Below are 19,413 nucleotides of genomic sequence, written 5' to 3'. Positions count from 1 at the left end.
TAAGACAAATGAATATAGAAAATAAACCAATATTCATATCTCTCTCCTAAAAATAATAATAAACGAAAGAAACCATTCTAGACGCCAACACTAGAATGGTTTCTTTTGTACTAAACTTGTAGAAAAATGTATTTTTCGTTACAATACAACTATGCCTAGAATTCAAAATGATTGTATTAATACAATAGAAATCAAAAAAAGTAAATTCATTACCTACCTTCATAGAACGCAGAATGAACAAGAAGCAAAGGACTTCTTAAAAGCAATAAAGAAAGAACATCCAAATGCCAATCATCATTGCACAGCTATGATTATAGGAAACATTATGCGTTCTAACGATGATGGAGAACCTAGTCAGACAGCAGGACATCCTATGTTAGATGTATTGATGCATAATGAAATGCAAGATGTTTTAGCAGTGGTCGTTCGCTATTTTGGTGGAATTAAGCTTGGAACGGGAGGCCTTGTCAGAGCTTATAGTTCAAGTGTGCAAGAAGCCTTAAAAGTTGCAACACTAACAACTGTGACTACACTACAAGAATATCAAATTCATTTTTCTTATGACTTAATCGGCAAAGTGGATCATTATTTTAGAACCCAGAACATCGAAGTCATCGAACAACAATATGAAGAAGATGTAGTTTATCATTTCCTGGTTCAAGATGATATTTCAAAAGATCTTATGGAGCTAACAAATGGTAAGATTCAAATCAAATACATACAAGATATAGAAACAGAATGTGTGATATAGTTCACACAGACAAAACACAAAGCAATCCAATCAGTATGATATACTTTTAGAAAAGCGAGGTACATTTATGGATAGCATTCTTACTTTAATCGCACTTTTCGTGATTATTTTTATAATCGTACATTTATCACAATGGTTTATACCAATTATTTTATTATTCCTCTTTATATTCTGGATCATTTCCTTATTTACTGGAAGAAGACATGTATATGTACATACATTTAAAAACGAATCAAATGACGATCCACGCCAGCAACAATCAAACTCCGCGCCTAAGCATGGAGCCATTGATGTAGAATATGTAGAACATGAAGATGAAGAGAATGGGGATAACCAATGATTTGTCACAATTCCATTGGCTTTGATACACAAATCAAAGACTTACTAACTAAATCCGCCTTCAACATGAATGAAAAAGAAATTGATATCTGGATGAAATATAAATATGACCCAAATCATATGTTTTGTTTCTGGCAAGACGATAAGATTACATCTTGTCTACAAGTTTCTAAAAAAAATATGATGTTTTTAGACCAACAAATACGCGTATCAGTGATTGGTATGGCTGCCACCTTACCCGACTATAGACAAAGGAAACAATTCTCTAGTTTATTAGATGCAGTGGTTTCACAAGCTACATATAACGATTTATTCACCATCGCATACACAAATATGCCTAAGCTTTTTGAAGTCAAAAGCTTTCAACATATTTCAAATACTAAAGAATACTGGATAGGAGCACCTCTATGTAAAAGTGGAAATCCATTCCATATTGTTCGCAAAAAAGACAATTTATATCCATTATATTTTCAATTCATGCAGTATTTTGATGGAAGCATTCTATTAAATGAAGATGAATTCAATAATCTTATTCAATATCATGAAAGATTAGGTAAGTTCATCGTCACTATGGTTAATGACGAAAAACAGCCAAAAGGCTTCGCAATCTATTCAACAAAAGAAGGTCAGGCACATGTTGAAACTTTAATATATTTTGATTCCCAAGCCATACAAGACCTCTTAACTTATCTATCCTATAAGCATGATGTAACATCCATTCTTATCAGTGAAAATGAAAGATTCGATAAATTATTCCCGCTTCATTTTCCTAGAACAGATAAAAAGTTAATGGTCAGACTCAACAATTATAAATTATTTGATAAATTCTCAAGCACTAATGTCAGAAACGCAAAAGCAGCTTATGAACTATTAGAAAAGCCTACATGGAACCATTTCCAGTAGGCTTTCTTCTCTCTTAAACAAAACATAACTAATATAAGTTCATGTCATCAAGAAATTAATTTTGCATATAAATCATTTCTTCTTCAATCACTGGATATGAAACAAGCGTATCACTATCCAAATTCTCATTAAACATATTCACACCACTGACTTGATGATTATTGTATGTCGTGTAATAGTAAATTCCATTTCTTAAATCGCAACAAGAAGTATAAATTGTATATTCATACTTTCCTGGTTCTACTTCACAAAGACCTTTTTGTTGCTCAACACTACCAATTATGTGGAAATATTGACTTAAATCATTCTTATCACTTGTAGCATTTGCTCTTGTATAGGCAACACGCACAAATCTTGATCCACTCGATAAGTCTCCAGGAAGTCCCATGGCACCAAAGCCACGTGAATACGCCGTTAAATCCAATCCAAAGTTATTTTTCGGTTGTTTATTTGATAAATACATATAATCATTCAAACGAAACAACTGCATAGGAAATGGTGGATTATTTGTCAAAACATGCGTAGGATTATCATGTACATGCATACCATCTTCCATACACTCAACGACAATGCTTTCATTTTCATCACTGATCATATAGTGTAATTCAGCTACTGGAAAGTGTTCATTAAATGGTGTTGCACAAACATTTGTATTTTCTAATACTACTTTTGCCTCTTTAACACTCGCACACTGCGATAAGATCCAAGGGATAAATTCAAAGGCAGCCACATTGTTCTTATCTTCTTTGACTTCATAAAACTTTGCATTCCCAACAAAGTTTAATCCAGCCATTCCCAAGCCCTTTTCATTCATGGCATCATAATATAATGGATACTCTTCAAATACGTGAGCCATACCAATCAAAGCGTAGTGACTTTCATGTTTATCTAAATGTCTAAAATGAAAGTCATAATTACGTGGAGCCATAGCTACTTGTTCTCCATATGAAAATTCATAATCTAAATTCCTTCCAAAAAACTGATTAAAGCTTAATGCGGTACACATTATAATCATCTCCTTCTACTTAGTAGCTTAACACAAAGTTGATAAGAATACACTCATAATGAACAAATCAAAATATGTGTTCATTGCGTTAAACCCAAAAAAAATATATATTTTAAGTGTCATAAGAAATGCCTTATCTTATGATTAACCCTTTGGAAAATTATTCAACCCTATAAACTCAAGATACATTTTTATCTTAATAATTTTCCTCTCCCTAAAGCAATGTCAAGCCCGGACATTGCTTTTTATTTTATGGAAAGAAAAAAGTCATAAGTTTCCCTATGACTCAAAATGCGAATACAATTCCTACAACCGCACTAGCTACAATAAACCAGATTGGATGCAATTTAGGTTTATACTTACTCAATGCCAGTAATACAAACAAACAAATAAATTGTTTCCAGTTAAATGTGGAAAATGTATAATCACCAAATAAAGTTGTCACCAAAATATCAATGGTAGCCACGGCAATAAAGGCAACCACAGCAGGTTTTAATCCGGCAAAGATTTGTTGAACCAACTCTGCCTCTTTAAATTTCTCTAAGAAATTGGCAATGATACAAATAATAATCAAACTTGGTAAAACCAGACCGAGTGTTACCACAATGGATCCTAGTATGCCATATTGACTAAAACCAACATAACTAGCCATATTAACGCCCATTGGCCCTGGAGTAGATTCGCTTACCGCAATCATTGTAGATAGATCACTCATTGTATACCAGCCATAACGAACCCCAATCTCTCTTAAAAAAGGAATAGTCGCAAGACCACCTCCTACCGCAAATAGTCCCGTCTTGAAAAATTCTAAAAACATCAATAATAACTTAATCATTTTTCTTTAACCATCCTATTCTAGAGAACACAACCCCAGCAATTCCTGCACCAATCACAAGTAATACAGTCGATACTTTGGTAAACATCGCAAAAATCAGGGCCACCGCAAAAATCAAGAAACCAACCTTACTTTTAATATTACCCTTCCCTAGTTTCAATACGGCATTGATCATCAACATACATACCGCAACACGAATTCCATTTAGAGCATGTTGTACAATGGCTAAACTTGAAAAGTTTGTGATCAAACCTGCAATCACACTAATAATGATAATAGATGGAGTAACTACACCTAGAGTAGCTGCAATCGCACCTGGAACCCCTGCTTGATAATACCCAATAAATGTCGATGTATTGACTGCGATTACACCAGGTGTACATTGTCCAATCGCATAATAGTCCATGACCTCATCCTCTGTAGCCCAGTGATACTTTTCAATCACTTCCTTTTGAATCATTGGCAACATGGCATATCCACCTCCAAAAGTAAATAATCCCATCTTAAACCACGATACATATAGTTGAATTAACTTCTTCATCTTATTCTCCTTTTAACACAAACTTCTCAATAGCTTCACAAACAGCACCCTGCTCACAAGTAGCTTGAGTAATATAGTCGCAATCCGGCTTGATACCCGGTGCAGCATTTTGCACTCCCACACCTAAACCAGCATCCATGATCATGGATAAATCGTTATAGTTATCCCCAATCGCCATTGTATCCTCAATATCAATATGTAATAGATTGGCTAGTTTTTTTAGTCCAGCCCCCTTATTTACTCCCTGATGATTAAATTCAATATAACGATTGCTAGAATATGAAACATCCATATCAAAGGTAATATCTTCTAAATCCCGAGCAATTCCTTGTAAATATTCAAAATCTGTATTTGTATATAACACCTTTACAATTTCTTGTCCCTTTAAAAAATCTAAGTTCTGATCAAAAATTTCCGTCATTTCTTGACGATTCTGCACATATCGTTTCTCATCCTCTGTTAAGTTGTACGCATACACTGTATCTTTCGTATATACATGAATCACAACATCATACTTTAATCCACGCTTATATAATTCTTCTGCTTTTTCAAAAGAAATACCTTCAAAATGTAAAAGTCGATTGTCCTTATTTTCGGTGATGGCTCCACCATTATATGAAATCACATATTGATTGGCTTCATCAAAAAGATCCAATTCCTTTAATGTGCCCTGAACTGTGTTATAGCCTCTTCCAGTCGCAAGAACAAATTTAACACCTAAACCTTTCAACTTCTTAATGGCCTCAATATCTCTACAATCAATTGTTCGATCAGGTTTGATCAAAGTTTCATCTAAATCACACGCAATTAATTTATACATATATATCCTCCCATAGACATGGAAAAATTATAAACCATTAGTTTTCAAAAAAAAAGTAGCATAAAGCTACTTATAATACCGAACCAATCACATGAACAATAAGGGCTAAAATCCATGCAAGTACACATTGCCATGCTACTACACCTACAGCCCATCTTGCTCCTAATTCTCGCTTAATTGATGCGATAGCTGCTACACAAGGTGAATAAATCAAGCAGAACACAAGTAAGGAAGCCGCTGATAATGTGGTTAACGCACTATGTACACCACCTACAAACAATACTTGTAAAGTAGAAACAACACTTTCTTTAGCCATAAACCCACTAATCAAAGATGTCACAATACGCCAATCTTGAAGTCCTAATGGTGCAAATATTGGGGCAATCCAACCCGCTACCATAGCTAGAATACTTTGACTAGAATCCTTTACCATATCTAAATGTAAGTTAAAGCTTTGGAGGAACCATACAAGTACAGTGGCTACAAAAATTACAGTAAAAGCTTTTTGTAAGAAATCCTTGGCCTTTTCCCACAACAATTGACTCACATTCTTTAGTCCAGGCAAACGATAGTTTGGAAGTTCCATCACAAATGGAACGGCTTCTCCTTTAAATAAGGTGTTTTTAAATAAGAAAGCAATTAATATTCCTACAACAATCCCCAAAACATAGAGTCCTGTCATAACTAAGCCACCTTGTTTTGGAAAGAATGCATTCACAAAAAAGGCATAAATAGGTAATTTTGCGGTACAAGACATAAAAGGCGTCAGTAAAATTGTCATTTTACGATCTCTTTCACTAGGCAAAGTACGTGTAGACATAACAGCTGGTACCGTACATCCAAATCCAATCAATAAAGGAACAATACTTCTTCCTGATAATCCAATTTTTCTTAATATTTTATCCATAAAGAAGGCTACACGCGCAATATATCCACTATCTTCCATCATAGACAAGAAGAAGAACAAAGTCACAATAATAGGCAAGAAGGATAATACGGAACCAACCCCTGAAAAAATACCATCAATCACTAAACTATGCACCGCATAATTTACATGAGCATTTGTCATCCAGACATCCACAGCTTGTGTGACCCAATCAATACCGAGTTCTAATAAGCCTTGAAGCCAGGCTCCAATCACGTTAAATGTCAGGTAAAAAACAAGCAACATAATACCAATAAACATAGGAATTGCAGTATATTTACCAGTTAAAATACGGTCAAGTCGTTCACTTCGAACACGCTCTTTACTTTCCTTAGGCTTTACAACCGTTTGTTCACAAACCTTTTCAATAAAGGAAAAGCGCATATCGGCAATGGCCGCACTATGATCAAGTCCACGCTCTTTTTCCATTTGTAGAACAATATGTTCAATCATTTCTTTCTCATTCTCATCTAAATCCAAACGTTCGAGAATCAAATTGTCACCTTCAATAATTTTACTCGCTGCAAAACGCAAAGGAATATCAGCTTTTTTTGCATGATCTTCAATCAAGTGACAAATCGAGTGAATACAACGATGAACAGCCCCACCAAAATCATCTTCTCCACAAAAATCTAAACGTCCTGGTCTTTCCTGGTATTTCGCAATATGAATCGCATGTTTAATCAACTCATCTACACCTTGGTTTTTAGCTGCAGAAATAGGTACAACAGGCACACCAAGCATTGCTTCCATACCATTAATATCAATCGACCCTTGGTTATTCGCAACTTCATCCATCATATTTAGTGCGACAACCATAGGAATATTCATTTCTAAAAGTTGCATAGTCAAATATAGATTTCGCTCAATATTTGTCGCATCCACAATATTGATGATTGCCTTAGGCTTATCATTTAACACAAAATTACGCGATACAATTTCTTCACTTGTATAAGGTGACATCGAATAAATACCTGGCAAATCTGTCACCAATGTATTTGGATATCCCTTAATTGGACCATCCTTTCGATCGACGGTTACACCCGGAAAATTTCCAACATGCTGATTTGATCCAGTTAGTTGATTAAACAAAGTGGTTTTTCCACAGTTCTGATTTCCCACTAAAGCATATGTCAAACACGTTCCTTCCGGCAAAGGATTTTCATCTGCCTTTACATGATATTTACCATCTTCACCTAAACCAGGGTGAACGGTGTTATTTATATTCTCAGCACTTTCGTGCTTACGAGTTCTTTCATCAATTAATTCAACCAATATTTTTTCAGCTTCATCTAATCGAAGCGATAATTCATATCCATGAATTTGTAGTTCCATTGGATCGCCCATAGGCGCAAATTTTACAACTGTAACTTCAGCTCCAGGAATCACTCCCATATCCAAAAAGTGTTGTCTTAATGCTCCCGTTCCTCCAACGGCTTTAATCAATGCACTCTGTCCTATTTTTAACTCTTTTAACGTCATGCATGTCCCTCCCCCAATTAGTTAAAATTATAGCACATTATTCAAATAGTCAATTATAGTAGATTCTATTTTTTTAACTTTTCGTTGACAGAATACTTCCACTTGTTTACAATCAAACTGTTTACAAGTGAACTTTAGGGGGGCATATGTTGACAATTGAAGAATTTTTGCGCTTATCCAATCGATTGCGTGAATATTATGGTAAACAAATCAAAAATCGATTTGCAGAATATACCTTTTCCCCAAATGAAATTTCGATACTAATTTTACTACAAAACAATAACTCCATCACAACAAGCACACAGCTTCGTGTTGTATTGGGTGTTTCCAAAGCTTTGGTTTCTCGAAGTGTGACAAGCTTAGAACAAAAAGGAATCGTTTTAGTTAAACCCGATCCAAATGATAAGAGAATTTCTCATATTGAATTAACGGAAAATGCGATTCCTGTATTAGAAAAAATCTCTATTGAGATTGAAAAGATCAATCAAGTATTATTCAAAGATATTCCCACAAAAGATATTCAATGTATGATTGATACAATGAATAAAATGAATAAAAAAATAGAAGGAGTGCATTAAAATGAAGTTTACAACAGCGTCAGAAGTAGATTTAGGGCATGAAAAAGTTGGTAAATTACTCTTTATGTTGGCAGTTCCTGCCATTTTAAGTCAAATTGTTAATCTACTCTATAATGTAGTTGATCGCATGTATATTGGTCACATACAAAATGTAGGAGCCATTGCCCTAACAGGCGTAGGCGTTTGTTTACCAATTATTATGATTGTATCCGCCTTTGCGTGTTTAGTCGGTATGGGAGGTGCACCAAGAGCTAGTATATATATGGGTAAACAAGATAATCCAACGGCTGAAAAAATCATGGGTAACTGTTTTATCGCATTGATTGTGATTTCATTAACTCTAACTGTATGTTTATTAGCTTTTCAAACCTCATTACTACAATTATTCCAGGCAAGTTCACAAACAATTGTATATGCCAAACAATATATGGGTATTTATGCCTTAGGAACCATTTTTGTCCAAATGACACTCGGAATGAATGCCTTTATTTCTTGTCAGGGATTCTCTAAAACAAGTATGATGACCGTTTTAATAGGAGCTATCTTAAACATTATTTTAGACCCTATTTTTATCTTTGGATTCAATATGGGCGTAAAAGGTGCTGCACTAGCTACCATTATTTCGCAAGCCATCAGTGCAATCTGGGTTATTCATTTCTTGAGTGGTAAACAGACGGTTCTTAAGTTAAAAAAAGAAAATTTTAAAATTGTACCCAGTTTATTATTCCCTAGTTTAGCTTTAGGTATCGCACCCTTTGTGATGCAGTCAACAGAAAGCTTAATCTCTTTATGTTTCAATATGCAACTATCTAAATTTGGTGGGGATGTTGCGATTGGAAGTATGACCATTCTAACGAGTGTAATGCAGTTTGCGATGATGCCACTTCAAGGATTAACGCAAGGTGGACAACCTATCATTAGCTACAACTTTGGTGCTAAAAATGGCCCGCGCGTTAAAAAAGGCTTTTTACTTCAAACACTATGTTGTTTCACATACGCAAGTATCATCTGGCTTTTAGTGGAATTATTCCCACAAGTATTTATTTCTATCTTCACAAATGATCCAGACTTAATGGCAATGGCAAGCTGGGCTATTCGTATCTATATGGCATGCGTATTATTGATGGGACTTCAAATTTCTTGCCAACAAACCTTCATTGCGTTTGGAAATGCCAAGATTTCTGTATTTTTAGCTATCTTTAGAAAGATCATTGTCTTAATTCCATTGATTTTTATCTTACCAAACATCTTATCCAATCATATCTTTGCGGTATTTGTTGCAGAACCTATCGCAGACTTTATTGCGGTAAGCACAACAGTAACGTTATTTATTAAAAACTTTAAGAAGACATTAGCACAAATGGAAAGATGAGTTATCAATATCACGATAACTCATCTTTTATTTTATTCAATAATTCTTCCTTATTATTCTTTTCAGGATGATAAAAACTATATTTTAAACACACATTCAAAGCTTCTTGAATCTGTTTTCCTCTTAAATTTGTCGCTTCTATAATATCATTTCCATTCAATGCAAGTTGAGATATACACATACAACGATTTCTATTTTGGATGTAATAAGAATAGAACAATTCTACATCTTTAGCTGATTTTTGCCCCAATTCAGAATGGGCCATCGCATCACAATAGCGAATTTGAAGTAAGTTCAATAAGTGTTCTTCATCCAAACGATATGTAACACGATACTTATAAATACAATCTAAATCACAAGTAAATTTATCATCATGATGCAAAACATAAAAAGGAATCCACTTTCTTTGTTCATTTGTAAGTTTAAAACGTCGACATAGCTCTTTAGATAATTCACTTCCTACCTTCGCATGATGCTTAAAATGATCCTTTCCATTCGAATCAGTTGTCTTCACTTGTACTTTGCCTAGATCATGAAACAATAGCGCAATGGCTAAAGTTTCATCATATGGTTTTAAATAACTCATCGCATCTAAAGTATGATGCAAAACATCCGTATAGTGATAGATTGAGTTTTGACTACACCTCAATGCCAAATCCAACTCATTAAATATTGGTTTTAAAAGAAGTGTCATCTCCGCCAATACTTGTGGATTTGCTTCCATGATTTCTTTTAATTCATGCAAAATTCTTTCTATTGATACATATTGAATCAAAGATGCATTTGTATCGATAGATTTTTTAACTGTTTCATCCATAGAAAAGCCTAGTTTTGCACAAAAACGATAGGCACGCAACATTCTTAGAGCATCCTCACTAAATCTTCGATTCGGATTACCCACACATCGAATGACTTTAGCTTTAAGATCAAATTGTCCTCCATACGGATCTATCAAGCCATGATTCGGATGGTAGGCCATCGCATTCACAGTAAAATCACGTCTTGATAAATCTTCTTCAATTGTTGATACATATTTCACATTGTCTGGATGACGATGATCCTTGTATTCACTCTCTAAACGAAAAGTTGTGATTTCAACGGGTGAATTTGATAAAACCGTTACCGTTCCATGCTTGAGTCCTGTCCCTATACTTCGATCAAATAGATTTAATATCACTTCAGGTTTAGCACTTGTACAAATATCATAATCATGGATTGGTCGATCTAGTAAATAGTCACGAACACATCCACCTACCACATACGCTTCATATCCAATATCATTTATTTTTTGAATGATTTCTAATATATATTTAGGTAATTTCATACTTCTATTATATAAGAAAAAGGTGCTGAATTGCACCTTAATTACTTTGTAATCTTTACATATGTTGGAATTGTATCTGCCATGATTCTCTTTGCGATTTCCATACTTCCAAACATAAATTCAAAACCTTTTCCGTAACTTGCTGGCGTACAGAAGTTTCCTAGATCTTGTAGAGTCTGTTTATCATCATTGATCATATCCACAACTAAGAACCAGTGGCTAGGCTGATCTTTGACAATTCTTTCTTTCAAATAAATAGAAAGAATATCTGGGTGAGAGTCCCCAAATTCACAGATTGCTCTTTGAAGTTCGGTTACACTTGCGACAGGATCACGAAGTTTTAAACTGTCTCCTTTATGAATTGGATTTTCACTCACTTGTGAACCACGATTTTTATCTAATTCCACTAATAAATTACAATCTAGTAAAACATTAGCTCCAAATGGATCAATCACAATGCCATGAATCTGGTTTAATGCCATCTTCACAAAAGGCATATACTGATTGTAAGTCATGACCAATGAATGGATTTCACTATCTTGATCCCATTTTTTTAATTGATCCATACTTGAGAAAACAGGAAAGAAACTATCTCCCTTATCATTTTGAATCAAAGACAATTGGAATTGTGTATTTGGTTCAAAGACTAAGACTCCTTTTTCATTGCGAGTAGGATCTTTATCCCATTGTGCTGGAATTAGAAAGTTTGTAGAAATAAACGCTTCCAACAAGTTTCTAAATGCTGAATCTGTTTTTTCTTTACTAAATAAAACTAATGTTTCTTGTAGTTTTTCATTTTTAAATTCATTTACCATAATTATTCCCCTGAAATTGTGCACTCTTCAAATGCGATACTTGGACTTACCGCCTGATGATAACTCCAATCTAAATCATTACCAACACTGATCACATGCTTCATCATATTTAAGAAGTTATTTGCGACAGTAACTAGAGTAACATTCTTATCTCTTTTACCATCCTTTACCCAGAAGCCTGAGCATTGTAGTGAGAAGTTTGTAGAAACAAAATCAAGTCCAGCATGAAGACCAGCTAAATTCTGTACGACAAAGCCATCTTTGATTTTTGTACACAAATCTTCAAAACTATCACTTCCAGGTACGATGTAACAATTCATCGGCTGTACACTCACGCTAGATGCATAACCTGATTTAAAGCCGTTTCCTGTACTATTTGTATGCATTCGATTGGCACTTCTTGTGTCATGAAGCATCATAACATATTTTCCATGATCCACCAACGTTTTTGAAGATGTTGGACAACCCTCATCATCAAAATTGGCAATACTTAAACAATCCGTATTCTTTGGATCATCCATAATTGTGATTTGTTCAGAGAAAATTTGTTCGTTGAATTTATCTTTTAAAGGTGAAATTCCCTTATACATTAATTCACCGTTAAATAAGCCTGTAAATGCCGCAAATAAAGATGTCATCGCATCCTTTTCAAAGATAACTGGGCATGTACAGCTTGGAATTGGTGTTGCTCCTAACTTATTTAAAGCCTTGTCGCAAACACGAGATACAAATGAATCCAAATCATATTGATTAAAGTCATACACAACTTCAACTAAACTAGCATCTTTGATTTCTTCATTTTCTTTCACAACAACACTGGCAACAATGTATTGCATTTCATCAAAATCCTGCACGTCCATACCTAAGCTGTTCACAATACTGCGACTTCCGCTTCCTTGTGAATATCCTAAATATCCAACTTGAATGACACGTGGATCATAAGCTAGAATCTTAGCTTCTAAGCTTTGAAGAATATCCTTCACATATTCTGTACTAGCCATATTCCAAGTCACATCTTTTTTTACGTACTCAATTGGTTCTGGCTTTCTTAATGAATCTGTTTCTTCATTAGAAATAATATGTGCTTGTTCAATCAATGATTTTAAAACAGTTTCACACATAGAATCGTCTATTTCTTCCAATGCCATATTGGCCATTTTTCCATCTACAATTCCACGAATACTTGTACCCGTAACTTTACTCGATACTAAAGTATCCATTTGTCCTTGAAACCAAGTCATCTCTTTTTCTACCGTTGTAGATTGATAGATTTCAAATTCCTGGATGCCTAGGCCAAGTGCTTTTTCAATCCATACTTGTTTATTCATTGGCCGTACCTCCTACTGTAATTTGTGAAACACGAATGGCTGGCTGACCAACATCTGTAGGGATCGAGCCAGAACTAGAACCACACATACCTTGTCCTCGCTCTAAATTTTTACCCACGCGATCAATATTAAACAGGATATCCGCTCCATTACCAATCAAAGAAACTCCTTTTACTGGATAAGAAATCTTACCATTTTCAATTAAATAACCTTCTAATACGGCAAAATTAAACTCTCCGGTTTGTGGATTTACACTTCCACCACCCATTTTTTTCGCATACAATCCACGTTTGATGCCTTCAAACATTTCGTCAAAATCATCATTTCCAGCGGCAATATATGTATTTGTCATACGCGAAGTGGTTTCAAATTTATAAGACTGACGACGCGAACTTGAAGTCGATTCAAGCCCCATTCTTCGACCATTCAAGCGATCAATCATATAGCTCTTTAAAATACCATTCTCAATTAATACACGTTTTTGTTGGGGATTACCCTCATCATCAACGTTTTGTGAGCCCCATGCATTTGGAATTGTTCCATCATCAACCGCTGTGACTTTATCACTTGCGACTTTTTGCCCTAATTTATTACAGAATACACTCTGATTTTTACTTACAGAACTTGCTTCTAGAGCATGTCCACACGCTTCATGGAAGATGACTCCACCAAATCCATTATCAATAATGACTGGCATTTTTCCGGATGGACAATCCTTAGCCTCTAATAACACTAACGCAATACGACTTGCTTCTTTTCCAATCGATTCTGGTGTTCTTTCTTCAAAAAATTCAAGCCCCTTACTTGCACCTGGTGCTTCATAGCCAGATTGTAAATTTTGACCATCTTGCGCAAAAGAAGATACAGACATTCGACAACGAATTCTTGTATCCTGTACAAGTCTTCCTTCACTATTTGAAATCTGTACATTTTGGCATACACTTGCCAATCCTACAGATACTTTTTGAATCTTATCTGAATAGGCTTTAGCTGCATCATTGGCACGTAACATCAAGGCAACTTTCGATTCTAATGAAGCTTTGACAGGATTTTCCTTGATAGGATGAAGATTTTCATGAGTTTCTTCAACCAAAGAGATAGATACAGATTTAGATTCTATGCCAAAGCCTCCACGCAAATCATCGACCAAGGCATTTAATGATTCTTCATTTATTTCATTTGTGTATCCATATACAGATTGCACACCTTTATATAAACGAATTCCAATACCAGCACGAATCAATACGTTTGTATCTTCTAATTTTCCATTTAACATGGATAAAGATTCAGTTGTTCCCTCTTCTTCAAAGATTTCGGCAAAATCACAAGAAGAAGCCATACAACGTTCTAATAATTTTTCTATTTGTTCCTTCTTTAACATACTTATCCCTCAATGCAATCTACAAATCGTTTTGTGATTAATTGAGGACGAGTAATGATAGATCCAACTACTACACTGAAGCATCCTAATTCTAATACACGGCGTGCTTTTTCTGGTGTATCAATATTTCCTTCGGCAATCATTGGTACGTTTGATTGTTCTAAATATTTACGCATTAACTCAAAATCATTCGTTTCAACTTTATCGCCCTTACTTTCTTCTGTATATCCAACTAATGTTGTTCCTACAAAATCAAAGCCTAGTTGGGCTGCATGTAGACACTCTTCTAATGTAGAGCAGTCTGCCATTAATTTTTGTTCTGGATATTTAGCACGAATATCAGCATACAATTCATCTAAAGTTCTTCCATCTGGACGAACACGACAAGTTGCATCTAAGGCAACGATTTCTGGATGTGCTCCTTCGATCAATTCATCAATTTCTTTCATTGTAGGTGTAATGAATACTGGACAATCTCCATATACTCGTTTAATGATTCCAATAACTGGTAAATCTACTTCCTTTTGAATTTCATTAATATCTTCTACAGTATTAGCACGAATACCTTTGGCGCCTCCCCATTTAGCAGCTCTAGCCATACGTCCCATAATAAATGATGAATGTAGAGGTTCATCTGGAAGTGCCTGACAAGATACGATTAAGTGTCCTTTTACTGATTCAATGTTACTCATGATTTAAATCTCCTTCTTCTTACTTATATATAGGTAATTATACTACGTATACTGGTTTAAAACACGAATTTAAAAAAAATTAAAAAAAATTTAAAAAAGTGCTTGCAATCATTTAAAAGTGATGGTATATTTAATGGGCACTGAGCGAGACACATGAGCTCAGTTGAAATAAATGCGCCCATAGCTCAACTGGATAGAGCGTTTGACTACGGATCAAAAGGTTGTGGGTTCGATTCCTGCTGGGCGCGCCATTTATTTTTTTTCTAAAAATATCGGGATGTAGCACAGCTTGGTAGTGCACTTGATTTGGGATCAAGGGGTCGCAGGTTCAAATCCTGTCATCCCGACCATTATTTTATTTAATTCGGCTGGGTAGCTTAGTTGGCTAGAGCATCCGGTTCATACCCGGAAGGTCGTGAGTTCGAGTCTCACTCCAGCCACCAACGAGTTTAACTTGGACCCTTAGCTCAGTTGGTCAGAGCATCCGGCTCATAACCGGCGGGTCGTAGGTTCGAGTCCTACAGGGTCCACCAATTATACATATGCAGAAGTACCCAAGTGGCTGAAGGGTCCGGTCTTGAAAACCGGTAGGTCGTGCGAGCGGCGCCTGGGTTCGAATCCCAGCTTCTGCGCCATCTTATTTAATTCACATCGCGGGATAGAGCAGTCTGGTAGCTCGTCGGGCTCATAACCCGGAGGTCGTTGGTTCGAATCCTTCTCCCGCAACCATATGGTCTCATAGCTCAGTTGGTAGAGCAAAGGACTGAAAATCCTTGTGTCGTTGGTTCGATTCCGACTGAGACCACCATTTGTCAAAGATTGCACCTAGCATTTGCCAGGTGCTTTTTTTATGCCTTATTTAATGCATATTCCTACATTATGGTTATATTCAATATCATCAATAGAAGCGAATTCATTCTCTCTTTTAGATAAAAGTTACAAAAAAACTACAAAATATTTTCAAAACACATTAAAAACGGATAGTAAATTATCCGCTTTTTTTCACCTATTTCGATTGCTTTTATTTCCCTCTAAATCCACCTTTAAATCAGGTGGTATGCTGAATGAGATATAAAACGATTATTATGATAACCACGAGAATCCCTACGACCAATTTGTATTTAGCATAGTCTTTCATTCCTTTGTTCACATCATTTAATTTTCGATTATCTTCATTCAATTTATCAATCATCTTTCTTTGTTCGTCTGTCATATACTACACCTCCTTTATTCACCATCATAACAACATCAACCGAAACAACCTGATCACGATCTAATAAACATGGTCTAGCAACATCTGTCATACGACTTGTTTATTAAAATCATAACTTTCTAAGTTTTAATGTTCTTTTAATCACAATCAACATAATACAGATACCAATAAGTGCTAAGATTATCATCGGTTTAACACTATAATCATAAAAAGCAAAGTAACAAATACTAATTAGAATCAAGAGCAATAACTTTATATATCCAAAAATTGCATTTTCATAATTAAATTGCCAAATATAAAATATTGATTCTTTAATATAAGCAATATGTTTTTTACAGAAATCGAAAAATAAACAATTAATAGTGAATATTGTCAATATGAGAAACAAAAATTTAGTATGATTATGACAACTGAATAAATCAATTAAAAGTATAATCAAATCCATTATTAAAAATAATATTGTATATCTATTTAGTCTTTTCGATAAATTTTCGCATCTCATCTTTAGAACATCCTCCTATAATCTGATTTAGTATTTCATTTTAAATATGGATTCTTTTGCATATATTGGAATAACATGCATGTACAGCAATAAGGAAGCAAAATAACTAATTACTATTTTCATATATTTTGTTCTTTTCAAGGATAGCGCTATCTTCAAGTACAAAATAGCATTAATTGTTATTTTTAGCAATAGTTATTTTTATTTTTAATTGTTGCGACAATTAAAAATAGAGGCTAGAATATTCATGGGTGAAAAACATATATGAAAAAATTATCAAAAAGAGAAAATCAAATTATGATTGCTTTGTGGAATTCTTCTGTTCCATTGTCTGCTAGTGCTTTAAAGAAGAATTTAGATGAAGATGTTAGTATATATACAATTCAACAAGTCCTTCAGAAATTGCTTAAAAAAGATTATATAAAAGTAGATAGAATCGTTCAGCACGAAAAAGCTCTAATGCGAGAATATGTGCCTGTAATTTCTCAAGTTGAATATATTACAAGTTTTGTAAATCAAAAAACATCTTTTGAATTAGCTTCAAATTTCATAAAAGAAACCGACAATTTAGATGCCATTATCGAATTAGAAAAACTTATAAATATCAAATTAAAAGAAAAGGGAATAAAGTAAATGCAGTTATCCCTTTCATCGTTATTTATTACAATCATTTTTACTGCCATTCTGATTCTTATTTTTAATGCATTACTAACATGCAAAAAAAGTTATATGTTTTTTAGAACTGATTTTCTTTCTGTCCTAGCTATAATTATAATTTTACGTCTATTATTTCCTATTGAATTTAAATTTACGCAATCAATAGCAGCTGCACCGATTATGAATCCGTTTTATAACATAATGCATTATGAATTTCATTCATTTGAGATTTATAATCTACTTCTTGTTATATGGGTTATAGGAATTATAATCAAATCCATTGAATATATCTTTTCAATATCTCAGTCAAACAAAAATTATAAACTACTCATTTCTAATTCAGTCAAATTAGAAACCAATGATTTAGATGCAGAATTAGATATTTTTCCTATTTTTAGCAGTAAATTTTTATATGTTCCTACAGTATTTACCACAAAAAAGAGTATATTTCTTCCTACGACTTTATACACTAAAAGCGAACTGAATAATATTTTACGACATGAAATCAGTCATATTCAACATCATGACGGTTTAATAAAACATATTATAAATTTTGTTGTGATCCTATACTGGTGGAATCCATTTGTATATATATTTAGAAATCAAATCCATTTACTTTTAGAGATGTGTGCTGATTATAAAAGCACAAAAAATTTCAATGAGAAAGAAAACAATCAATACATTAGAGACTTAATAAACATACAAAAAAAGACTACTATTTATAATCAAGCGCACAAATATAGTAATTCGAATATTATTGATGAAAGTATAAAAGTTCTTGAATATAGAATAAACTATATGATAGAGAACAAATACAAGAAAAAGACCAACAAATTACTATTGGCCACATTGATTTTGTTTCCATTTCTGACAAACTCTATCATATTAGAGCCTTCTTTCCCTGCTCCTGACGAACATGAGTTATTATCAGAAAAAGATTTAAAAAATGGATATATAACAGTGAATAAAGATGGTACTTATACATTTCATGTCGGTAAATTTAAAGGTATTATCAACAATCCAAAATCTAAAGAATTTAAAGACATTCCAATCATAAAAGGAGAATAATCTTTCATTGTCACAAAATCATTTTTAAAAACTTTTAAAACTTATTCAAAAAGCAAAACAAGTACCCCTATAAAGAGTGATACTTGTTTTTTTAATCCACTACTAACAGTTCATAAGTATTTGTAAGAGTAAATAATTGATAGTGTACTTTTACAGTTACTAGTTGAACCTCATTTACGTAATCATACTCATGAATCACTTTATTATCAACTATATTTTCAGTATGATAAAACTCAATAAGTGTTTCCTCTAACTTAGTTCCAACCTTTCCTTTTGAACCTGTTTATTTCCTCTTGCCTAAACCTTATTTATCAACTTTTTCTTTTTAAGCAATATCAACCATTTCTATTCAAACCACAATGTTCTACATAAATAGTCAATTTTTTTATTCCTACTAACCGATGGTACATTTGTTTGGATTATTTCAGTCATTTTTATTATTGTGTTTATTCCAGAATTTAGTTTTAAAGTTTTCAACATTTCTAATTCCAAATCTTATCGGGTCAGTTATCGGGTCACTTATAGAGTCATTTGAAAGAGTTTCAAAATAGAAATTGTCTGTAGACTTAAACTTAGGTTTAACATCAGATATATTAAATATTCCAACTGGACTAGTGATAGTGATTAGCATTACATTCGCTAAAAAGCATGCTATAATTCAAGTGGGCAAACGGATAACAAGCCCACACGAGTAAAAGGGTGGTTCGGACTAGACCATCTTTTTTTTCAACAAAATAACTTTTCAATTCCGACTGAAACCACCATTTGTCAAAGATTGCACCTAGCATTTTCCAGGTGCTTTTTTTACGTATATCTTATTTACTATAAATGATAATCTAAATATGTACATAAATGATCATTTAAGAATGTACACTTCTGAT

General features: G+C 33.9%; 18 protein-coding genes and 7 tRNA genes. 14 read left to right on the top strand and 11 right to left on the bottom strand.

Annotated elements, in window-relative coordinates:
- Positions 1–151 precede the first annotated feature (151 nt).
- The 3 genes from DWY01_RS10340 to DWY01_RS10330 all read left to right on the top strand — a co-directional run bounded on the left by DWY01_RS10340 (position 152) and on the right by DWY01_RS10330 (position 1,993).
- Positions 152–751 carry a YigZ family protein gene (locus DWY01_RS10340; protein ID WP_117996040.1) on the top strand — a complete coding sequence of 200 codons (600 nt, stop codon included), beginning with the start codon at positions 152–154 and terminating at the stop codon, positions 749–751.
- Between the two features lie 67 nt (positions 752–818).
- A complete protein-coding gene (locus DWY01_RS10335) occupies positions 819–1,091 on the top strand; it encodes a hypothetical protein (protein ID WP_117996039.1) in 273 nt (90 codons plus the stop codon).
- Positions 1,088–1,993 carry a GNAT family N-acetyltransferase gene (locus DWY01_RS10330; protein WP_117996038.1) on the top strand — a complete coding sequence of 302 codons (906 nt, stop codon included), beginning with the start codon at positions 1,088–1,090 and terminating at the stop codon, positions 1,991–1,993. The genes DWY01_RS10335 and DWY01_RS10330 overlap by 4 nt, the downstream gene beginning before the upstream one ends.
- A 55-nt stretch (positions 1,994–2,048) precedes the next feature.
- On the opposite strand, the gene bsh is transcribed toward DWY01_RS10330, so the two are convergent.
- The 5 genes from bsh to feoB form a co-directional block, all read right to left on the bottom strand.
- Positions 2,049–2,999 (bottom strand): choloylglycine hydrolase, encoded by a 951-nt coding sequence (bsh, locus tag DWY01_RS10325; RefSeq protein ID WP_117996037.1) that lies wholly within the window; start codon positions 2,997–2,999, stop codon positions 2,049–2,051.
- Positions 3,000–3,285: 286 nt separating this feature from the next.
- Positions 3,286–3,834: a chromate transporter gene (locus tag DWY01_RS10320; RefSeq protein ID WP_117996036.1), complete on the bottom strand. Its 549-nt coding sequence runs from the start codon at positions 3,832–3,834 to the stop codon at positions 3,286–3,288.
- Entirely contained in the window at positions 3,827–4,375 is a 549-nt protein-coding gene (locus tag DWY01_RS10315; protein ID WP_117996035.1) for a chromate transporter, read from the bottom strand. Before DWY01_RS10315 ends, DWY01_RS10320 begins: the two co-directional genes overlap by 8 nt.
- A gap of 1 nt (position 4,376) precedes the next feature.
- The gene (locus DWY01_RS10310; RefSeq protein ID WP_117996034.1) at positions 4,377–5,195 is read right to left on the bottom strand and encodes a Cof-type HAD-IIB family hydrolase; all 819 of its coding nucleotides are present in this window, start codon (positions 5,193–5,195) and stop codon (positions 4,377–4,379) included.
- A gap of 70 nt (positions 5,196–5,265) precedes the next feature.
- Entirely contained in the window at positions 5,266–7,602 is a 2,337-nt protein-coding gene (gene feoB, locus DWY01_RS10305; RefSeq protein WP_117996033.1) for a ferrous iron transport protein B, read from the bottom strand.
- 146 nt (positions 7,603–7,748) lie between these two features.
- Between feoB and DWY01_RS10300 the strand changes: the two genes are divergently transcribed.
- Positions 7,749–8,180, top strand: coding sequence for a MarR family winged helix-turn-helix transcriptional regulator (locus DWY01_RS10300; protein ID WP_117996032.1), 432 nt, complete (start codon positions 7,749–7,751; stop codon positions 8,178–8,180).
- Position 8,181: 1 nt separating this feature from the next.
- Complete coding sequence (locus DWY01_RS10295) at positions 8,182–9,552, top strand: MATE family efflux transporter (RefSeq protein WP_117996031.1); 1,371 nt, start codon at positions 8,182–8,184, stop codon at positions 9,550–9,552.
- Between the two features lie 10 nt (positions 9,553–9,562).
- Here the strand turns inward: DWY01_RS10295 and DWY01_RS10290 are convergent, their stop codons facing one another.
- Genes DWY01_RS10290 through DWY01_RS10270 form a run of 5 tightly spaced genes read right to left on the bottom strand, consistent with a single transcriptional unit; the run spans position 9,563 to position 15,092 of the window.
- Positions 9,563–10,876: a CCA tRNA nucleotidyltransferase gene (locus DWY01_RS10290; RefSeq protein ID WP_117996030.1), complete on the bottom strand. Its 1,314-nt coding sequence runs from the start codon at positions 10,874–10,876 to the stop codon at positions 9,563–9,565.
- A gap of 41 nt (positions 10,877–10,917) precedes the next feature.
- On the bottom strand, positions 10,918–11,691 hold the full coding sequence (locus DWY01_RS10285) for an enhanced serine sensitivity protein SseB C-terminal domain-containing protein (protein ID WP_117996029.1): 774 nt from the start codon (positions 11,689–11,691) through the stop codon (positions 10,918–10,920).
- 2 nt (positions 11,692–11,693) lie between these two features.
- Entirely contained in the window at positions 11,694–13,019 is a 1,326-nt protein-coding gene (locus DWY01_RS10280) for a TldD/PmbA family protein (protein WP_117996028.1), read from the bottom strand.
- Positions 13,012–14,400 (bottom strand): TldD/PmbA family protein, encoded by a 1,389-nt coding sequence (locus DWY01_RS10275; protein ID WP_117996027.1) that lies wholly within the window; start codon positions 14,398–14,400, stop codon positions 13,012–13,014. The genes DWY01_RS10280 and DWY01_RS10275 overlap by 8 nt, the downstream gene beginning before the upstream one ends.
- Positions 14,401–14,402: 2 nt before the next feature.
- Positions 14,403–15,092: an N-acetylmannosamine-6-phosphate 2-epimerase gene (locus tag DWY01_RS10270; RefSeq protein WP_003866240.1), complete on the bottom strand. Its 690-nt coding sequence runs from the start codon at positions 15,090–15,092 to the stop codon at positions 14,403–14,405.
- Between the two features lie 174 nt (positions 15,093–15,266).
- Between DWY01_RS10270 and DWY01_RS10265 the strand changes: the two genes are divergently transcribed.
- From DWY01_RS10265 to DWY01_RS10235, 7 genes are all read left to right on the top strand, one after another.
- Positions 15,267–15,343, top strand: a tRNA-Arg gene (locus DWY01_RS10265).
- Between the two features lie 22 nt (positions 15,344–15,365).
- A tRNA-Pro gene (locus DWY01_RS10260) sits at positions 15,366–15,442 on the top strand.
- Between the two features lie 16 nt (positions 15,443–15,458).
- A tRNA-Met gene (locus tag DWY01_RS10255) sits at positions 15,459–15,535 on the top strand.
- A 13-nt stretch (positions 15,536–15,548) separates the two neighbouring features.
- A tRNA-Ile gene (locus DWY01_RS10250) sits at positions 15,549–15,625 on the top strand.
- Between the two features lie 11 nt (positions 15,626–15,636).
- Positions 15,637–15,727 (top strand) — tRNA-Ser (locus DWY01_RS10245).
- 17 nt (positions 15,728–15,744) lie between these two features.
- Positions 15,745–15,821, top strand: a tRNA-Met gene (locus DWY01_RS10240).
- A 3-nt stretch (positions 15,822–15,824) separates the two neighbouring features.
- Positions 15,825–15,900: transfer RNA gene (locus tag DWY01_RS10235), tRNA-Phe, on the top strand.
- Between the two features lie 240 nt (positions 15,901–16,140).
- On the opposite strand, the gene DWY01_RS11590 is transcribed toward DWY01_RS10235, so the two are convergent.
- Positions 16,141–16,305, bottom strand: a complete 165-nt coding sequence (locus DWY01_RS11590) for a hypothetical protein (protein WP_158553707.1) — start codon at positions 16,303–16,305, stop codon at positions 16,141–16,143.
- A gap of 766 nt (positions 16,306–17,071) precedes the next feature.
- On the opposite strand from DWY01_RS11590, the gene DWY01_RS10225 reads away from it, so the two are divergent.
- Together DWY01_RS10225 and DWY01_RS10220 are read left to right on the top strand one after the other, a co-directional pair.
- Positions 17,072–17,440 (top strand): BlaI/MecI/CopY family transcriptional regulator, encoded by a 369-nt coding sequence (locus tag DWY01_RS10225; protein WP_117996024.1) that lies wholly within the window; start codon positions 17,072–17,074, stop codon positions 17,438–17,440.
- Complete coding sequence (locus DWY01_RS10220; protein ID WP_117996023.1) at positions 17,441–18,532, top strand: M56 family metallopeptidase; 1,092 nt, start codon at positions 17,441–17,443, stop codon at positions 18,530–18,532.
- The last annotated feature ends 881 nt before the right edge of the window (positions 18,533–19,413 follow it).

Source organism: Eubacterium sp. AF22-8LB, from assembly GCF_003458715.1.
Lineage (GTDB): Bacteria > Bacillota_I > Bacilli_A > Erysipelotrichales > Erysipelotrichaceae > Holdemanella.
This window is presented reverse-complemented; position numbering and strand designations above follow the sequence as displayed.

Excerpts from the sequence above, each read along its gene's own strand:
- DWY01_RS10340 (WP_117996040.1), top strand. The coding sequence starts at position 152 with ATGCCTAGAATTCAAAATGATTGTATTAATACAATAGAAATCAAAAAA.
- DWY01_RS10335 (WP_117996039.1), top strand. The coding sequence starts at position 819 with ATGGATAGCATTCTTACTTTAATCGCACTTTTCGTGATTATTTTTATA.
- DWY01_RS10330 (WP_117996038.1), top strand. The coding sequence starts at position 1,088 with ATGATTTGTCACAATTCCATTGGCTTTGATACACAAATCAAAGACTTA.
- bsh (WP_117996037.1), bottom strand. The coding sequence starts at position 2,999 with ATGTGTACCGCATTAAGCTTTAATCAGTTTTTTGGAAGGAATTTAGAT.
- DWY01_RS10320 (WP_117996036.1), bottom strand. The coding sequence starts at position 3,834 with ATGATTAAGTTATTATTGATGTTTTTAGAATTTTTCAAGACGGGACTA.
- DWY01_RS10315 (WP_117996035.1), bottom strand. The coding sequence starts at position 4,375 with ATGAAGAAGTTAATTCAACTATATGTATCGTGGTTTAAGATGGGATTA.
- DWY01_RS10310 (WP_117996034.1), bottom strand. The coding sequence starts at position 5,195 with ATGTATAAATTAATTGCGTGTGATTTAGATGAAACTTTGATCAAACCT.
- feoB (WP_117996033.1), bottom strand. The coding sequence starts at position 7,602 with ATGACGTTAAAAGAGTTAAAAATAGGACAGAGTGCATTGATTAAAGCC.
- DWY01_RS10300 (WP_117996032.1), top strand. The coding sequence starts at position 7,749 with ATGTTGACAATTGAAGAATTTTTGCGCTTATCCAATCGATTGCGTGAA.
- DWY01_RS10295 (WP_117996031.1), top strand. The coding sequence starts at position 8,182 with ATGAAGTTTACAACAGCGTCAGAAGTAGATTTAGGGCATGAAAAAGTT.
- DWY01_RS10290 (WP_117996030.1), bottom strand. The coding sequence starts at position 10,876 with ATGAAATTACCTAAATATATATTAGAAATCATTCAAAAAATAAATGAT.
- DWY01_RS10285 (WP_117996029.1), bottom strand. The coding sequence starts at position 11,691 with ATGGTAAATGAATTTAAAAATGAAAAACTACAAGAAACATTAGTTTTA.
- DWY01_RS10280 (WP_117996028.1), bottom strand. The coding sequence starts at position 13,019 with ATGAATAAACAAGTATGGATTGAAAAAGCACTTGGCCTAGGCATCCAG.
- DWY01_RS10275 (WP_117996027.1), bottom strand. The coding sequence starts at position 14,400 with ATGTTAAAGAAGGAACAAATAGAAAAATTATTAGAACGTTGTATGGCT.
- DWY01_RS10270 (WP_003866240.1), bottom strand. The coding sequence starts at position 15,092 with ATGAGTAACATTGAATCAGTAAAAGGACACTTAATCGTATCTTGTCAG.
- DWY01_RS11590 (WP_158553707.1), bottom strand. The coding sequence starts at position 16,305 with ATGACAGACGAACAAAGAAAGATGATTGATAAATTGAATGAAGATAAT.
- DWY01_RS10225 (WP_117996024.1), top strand. The coding sequence starts at position 17,072 with ATGAAAAAATTATCAAAAAGAGAAAATCAAATTATGATTGCTTTGTGG.
- DWY01_RS10220 (WP_117996023.1), top strand. The coding sequence starts at position 17,441 with ATGCAGTTATCCCTTTCATCGTTATTTATTACAATCATTTTTACTGCC.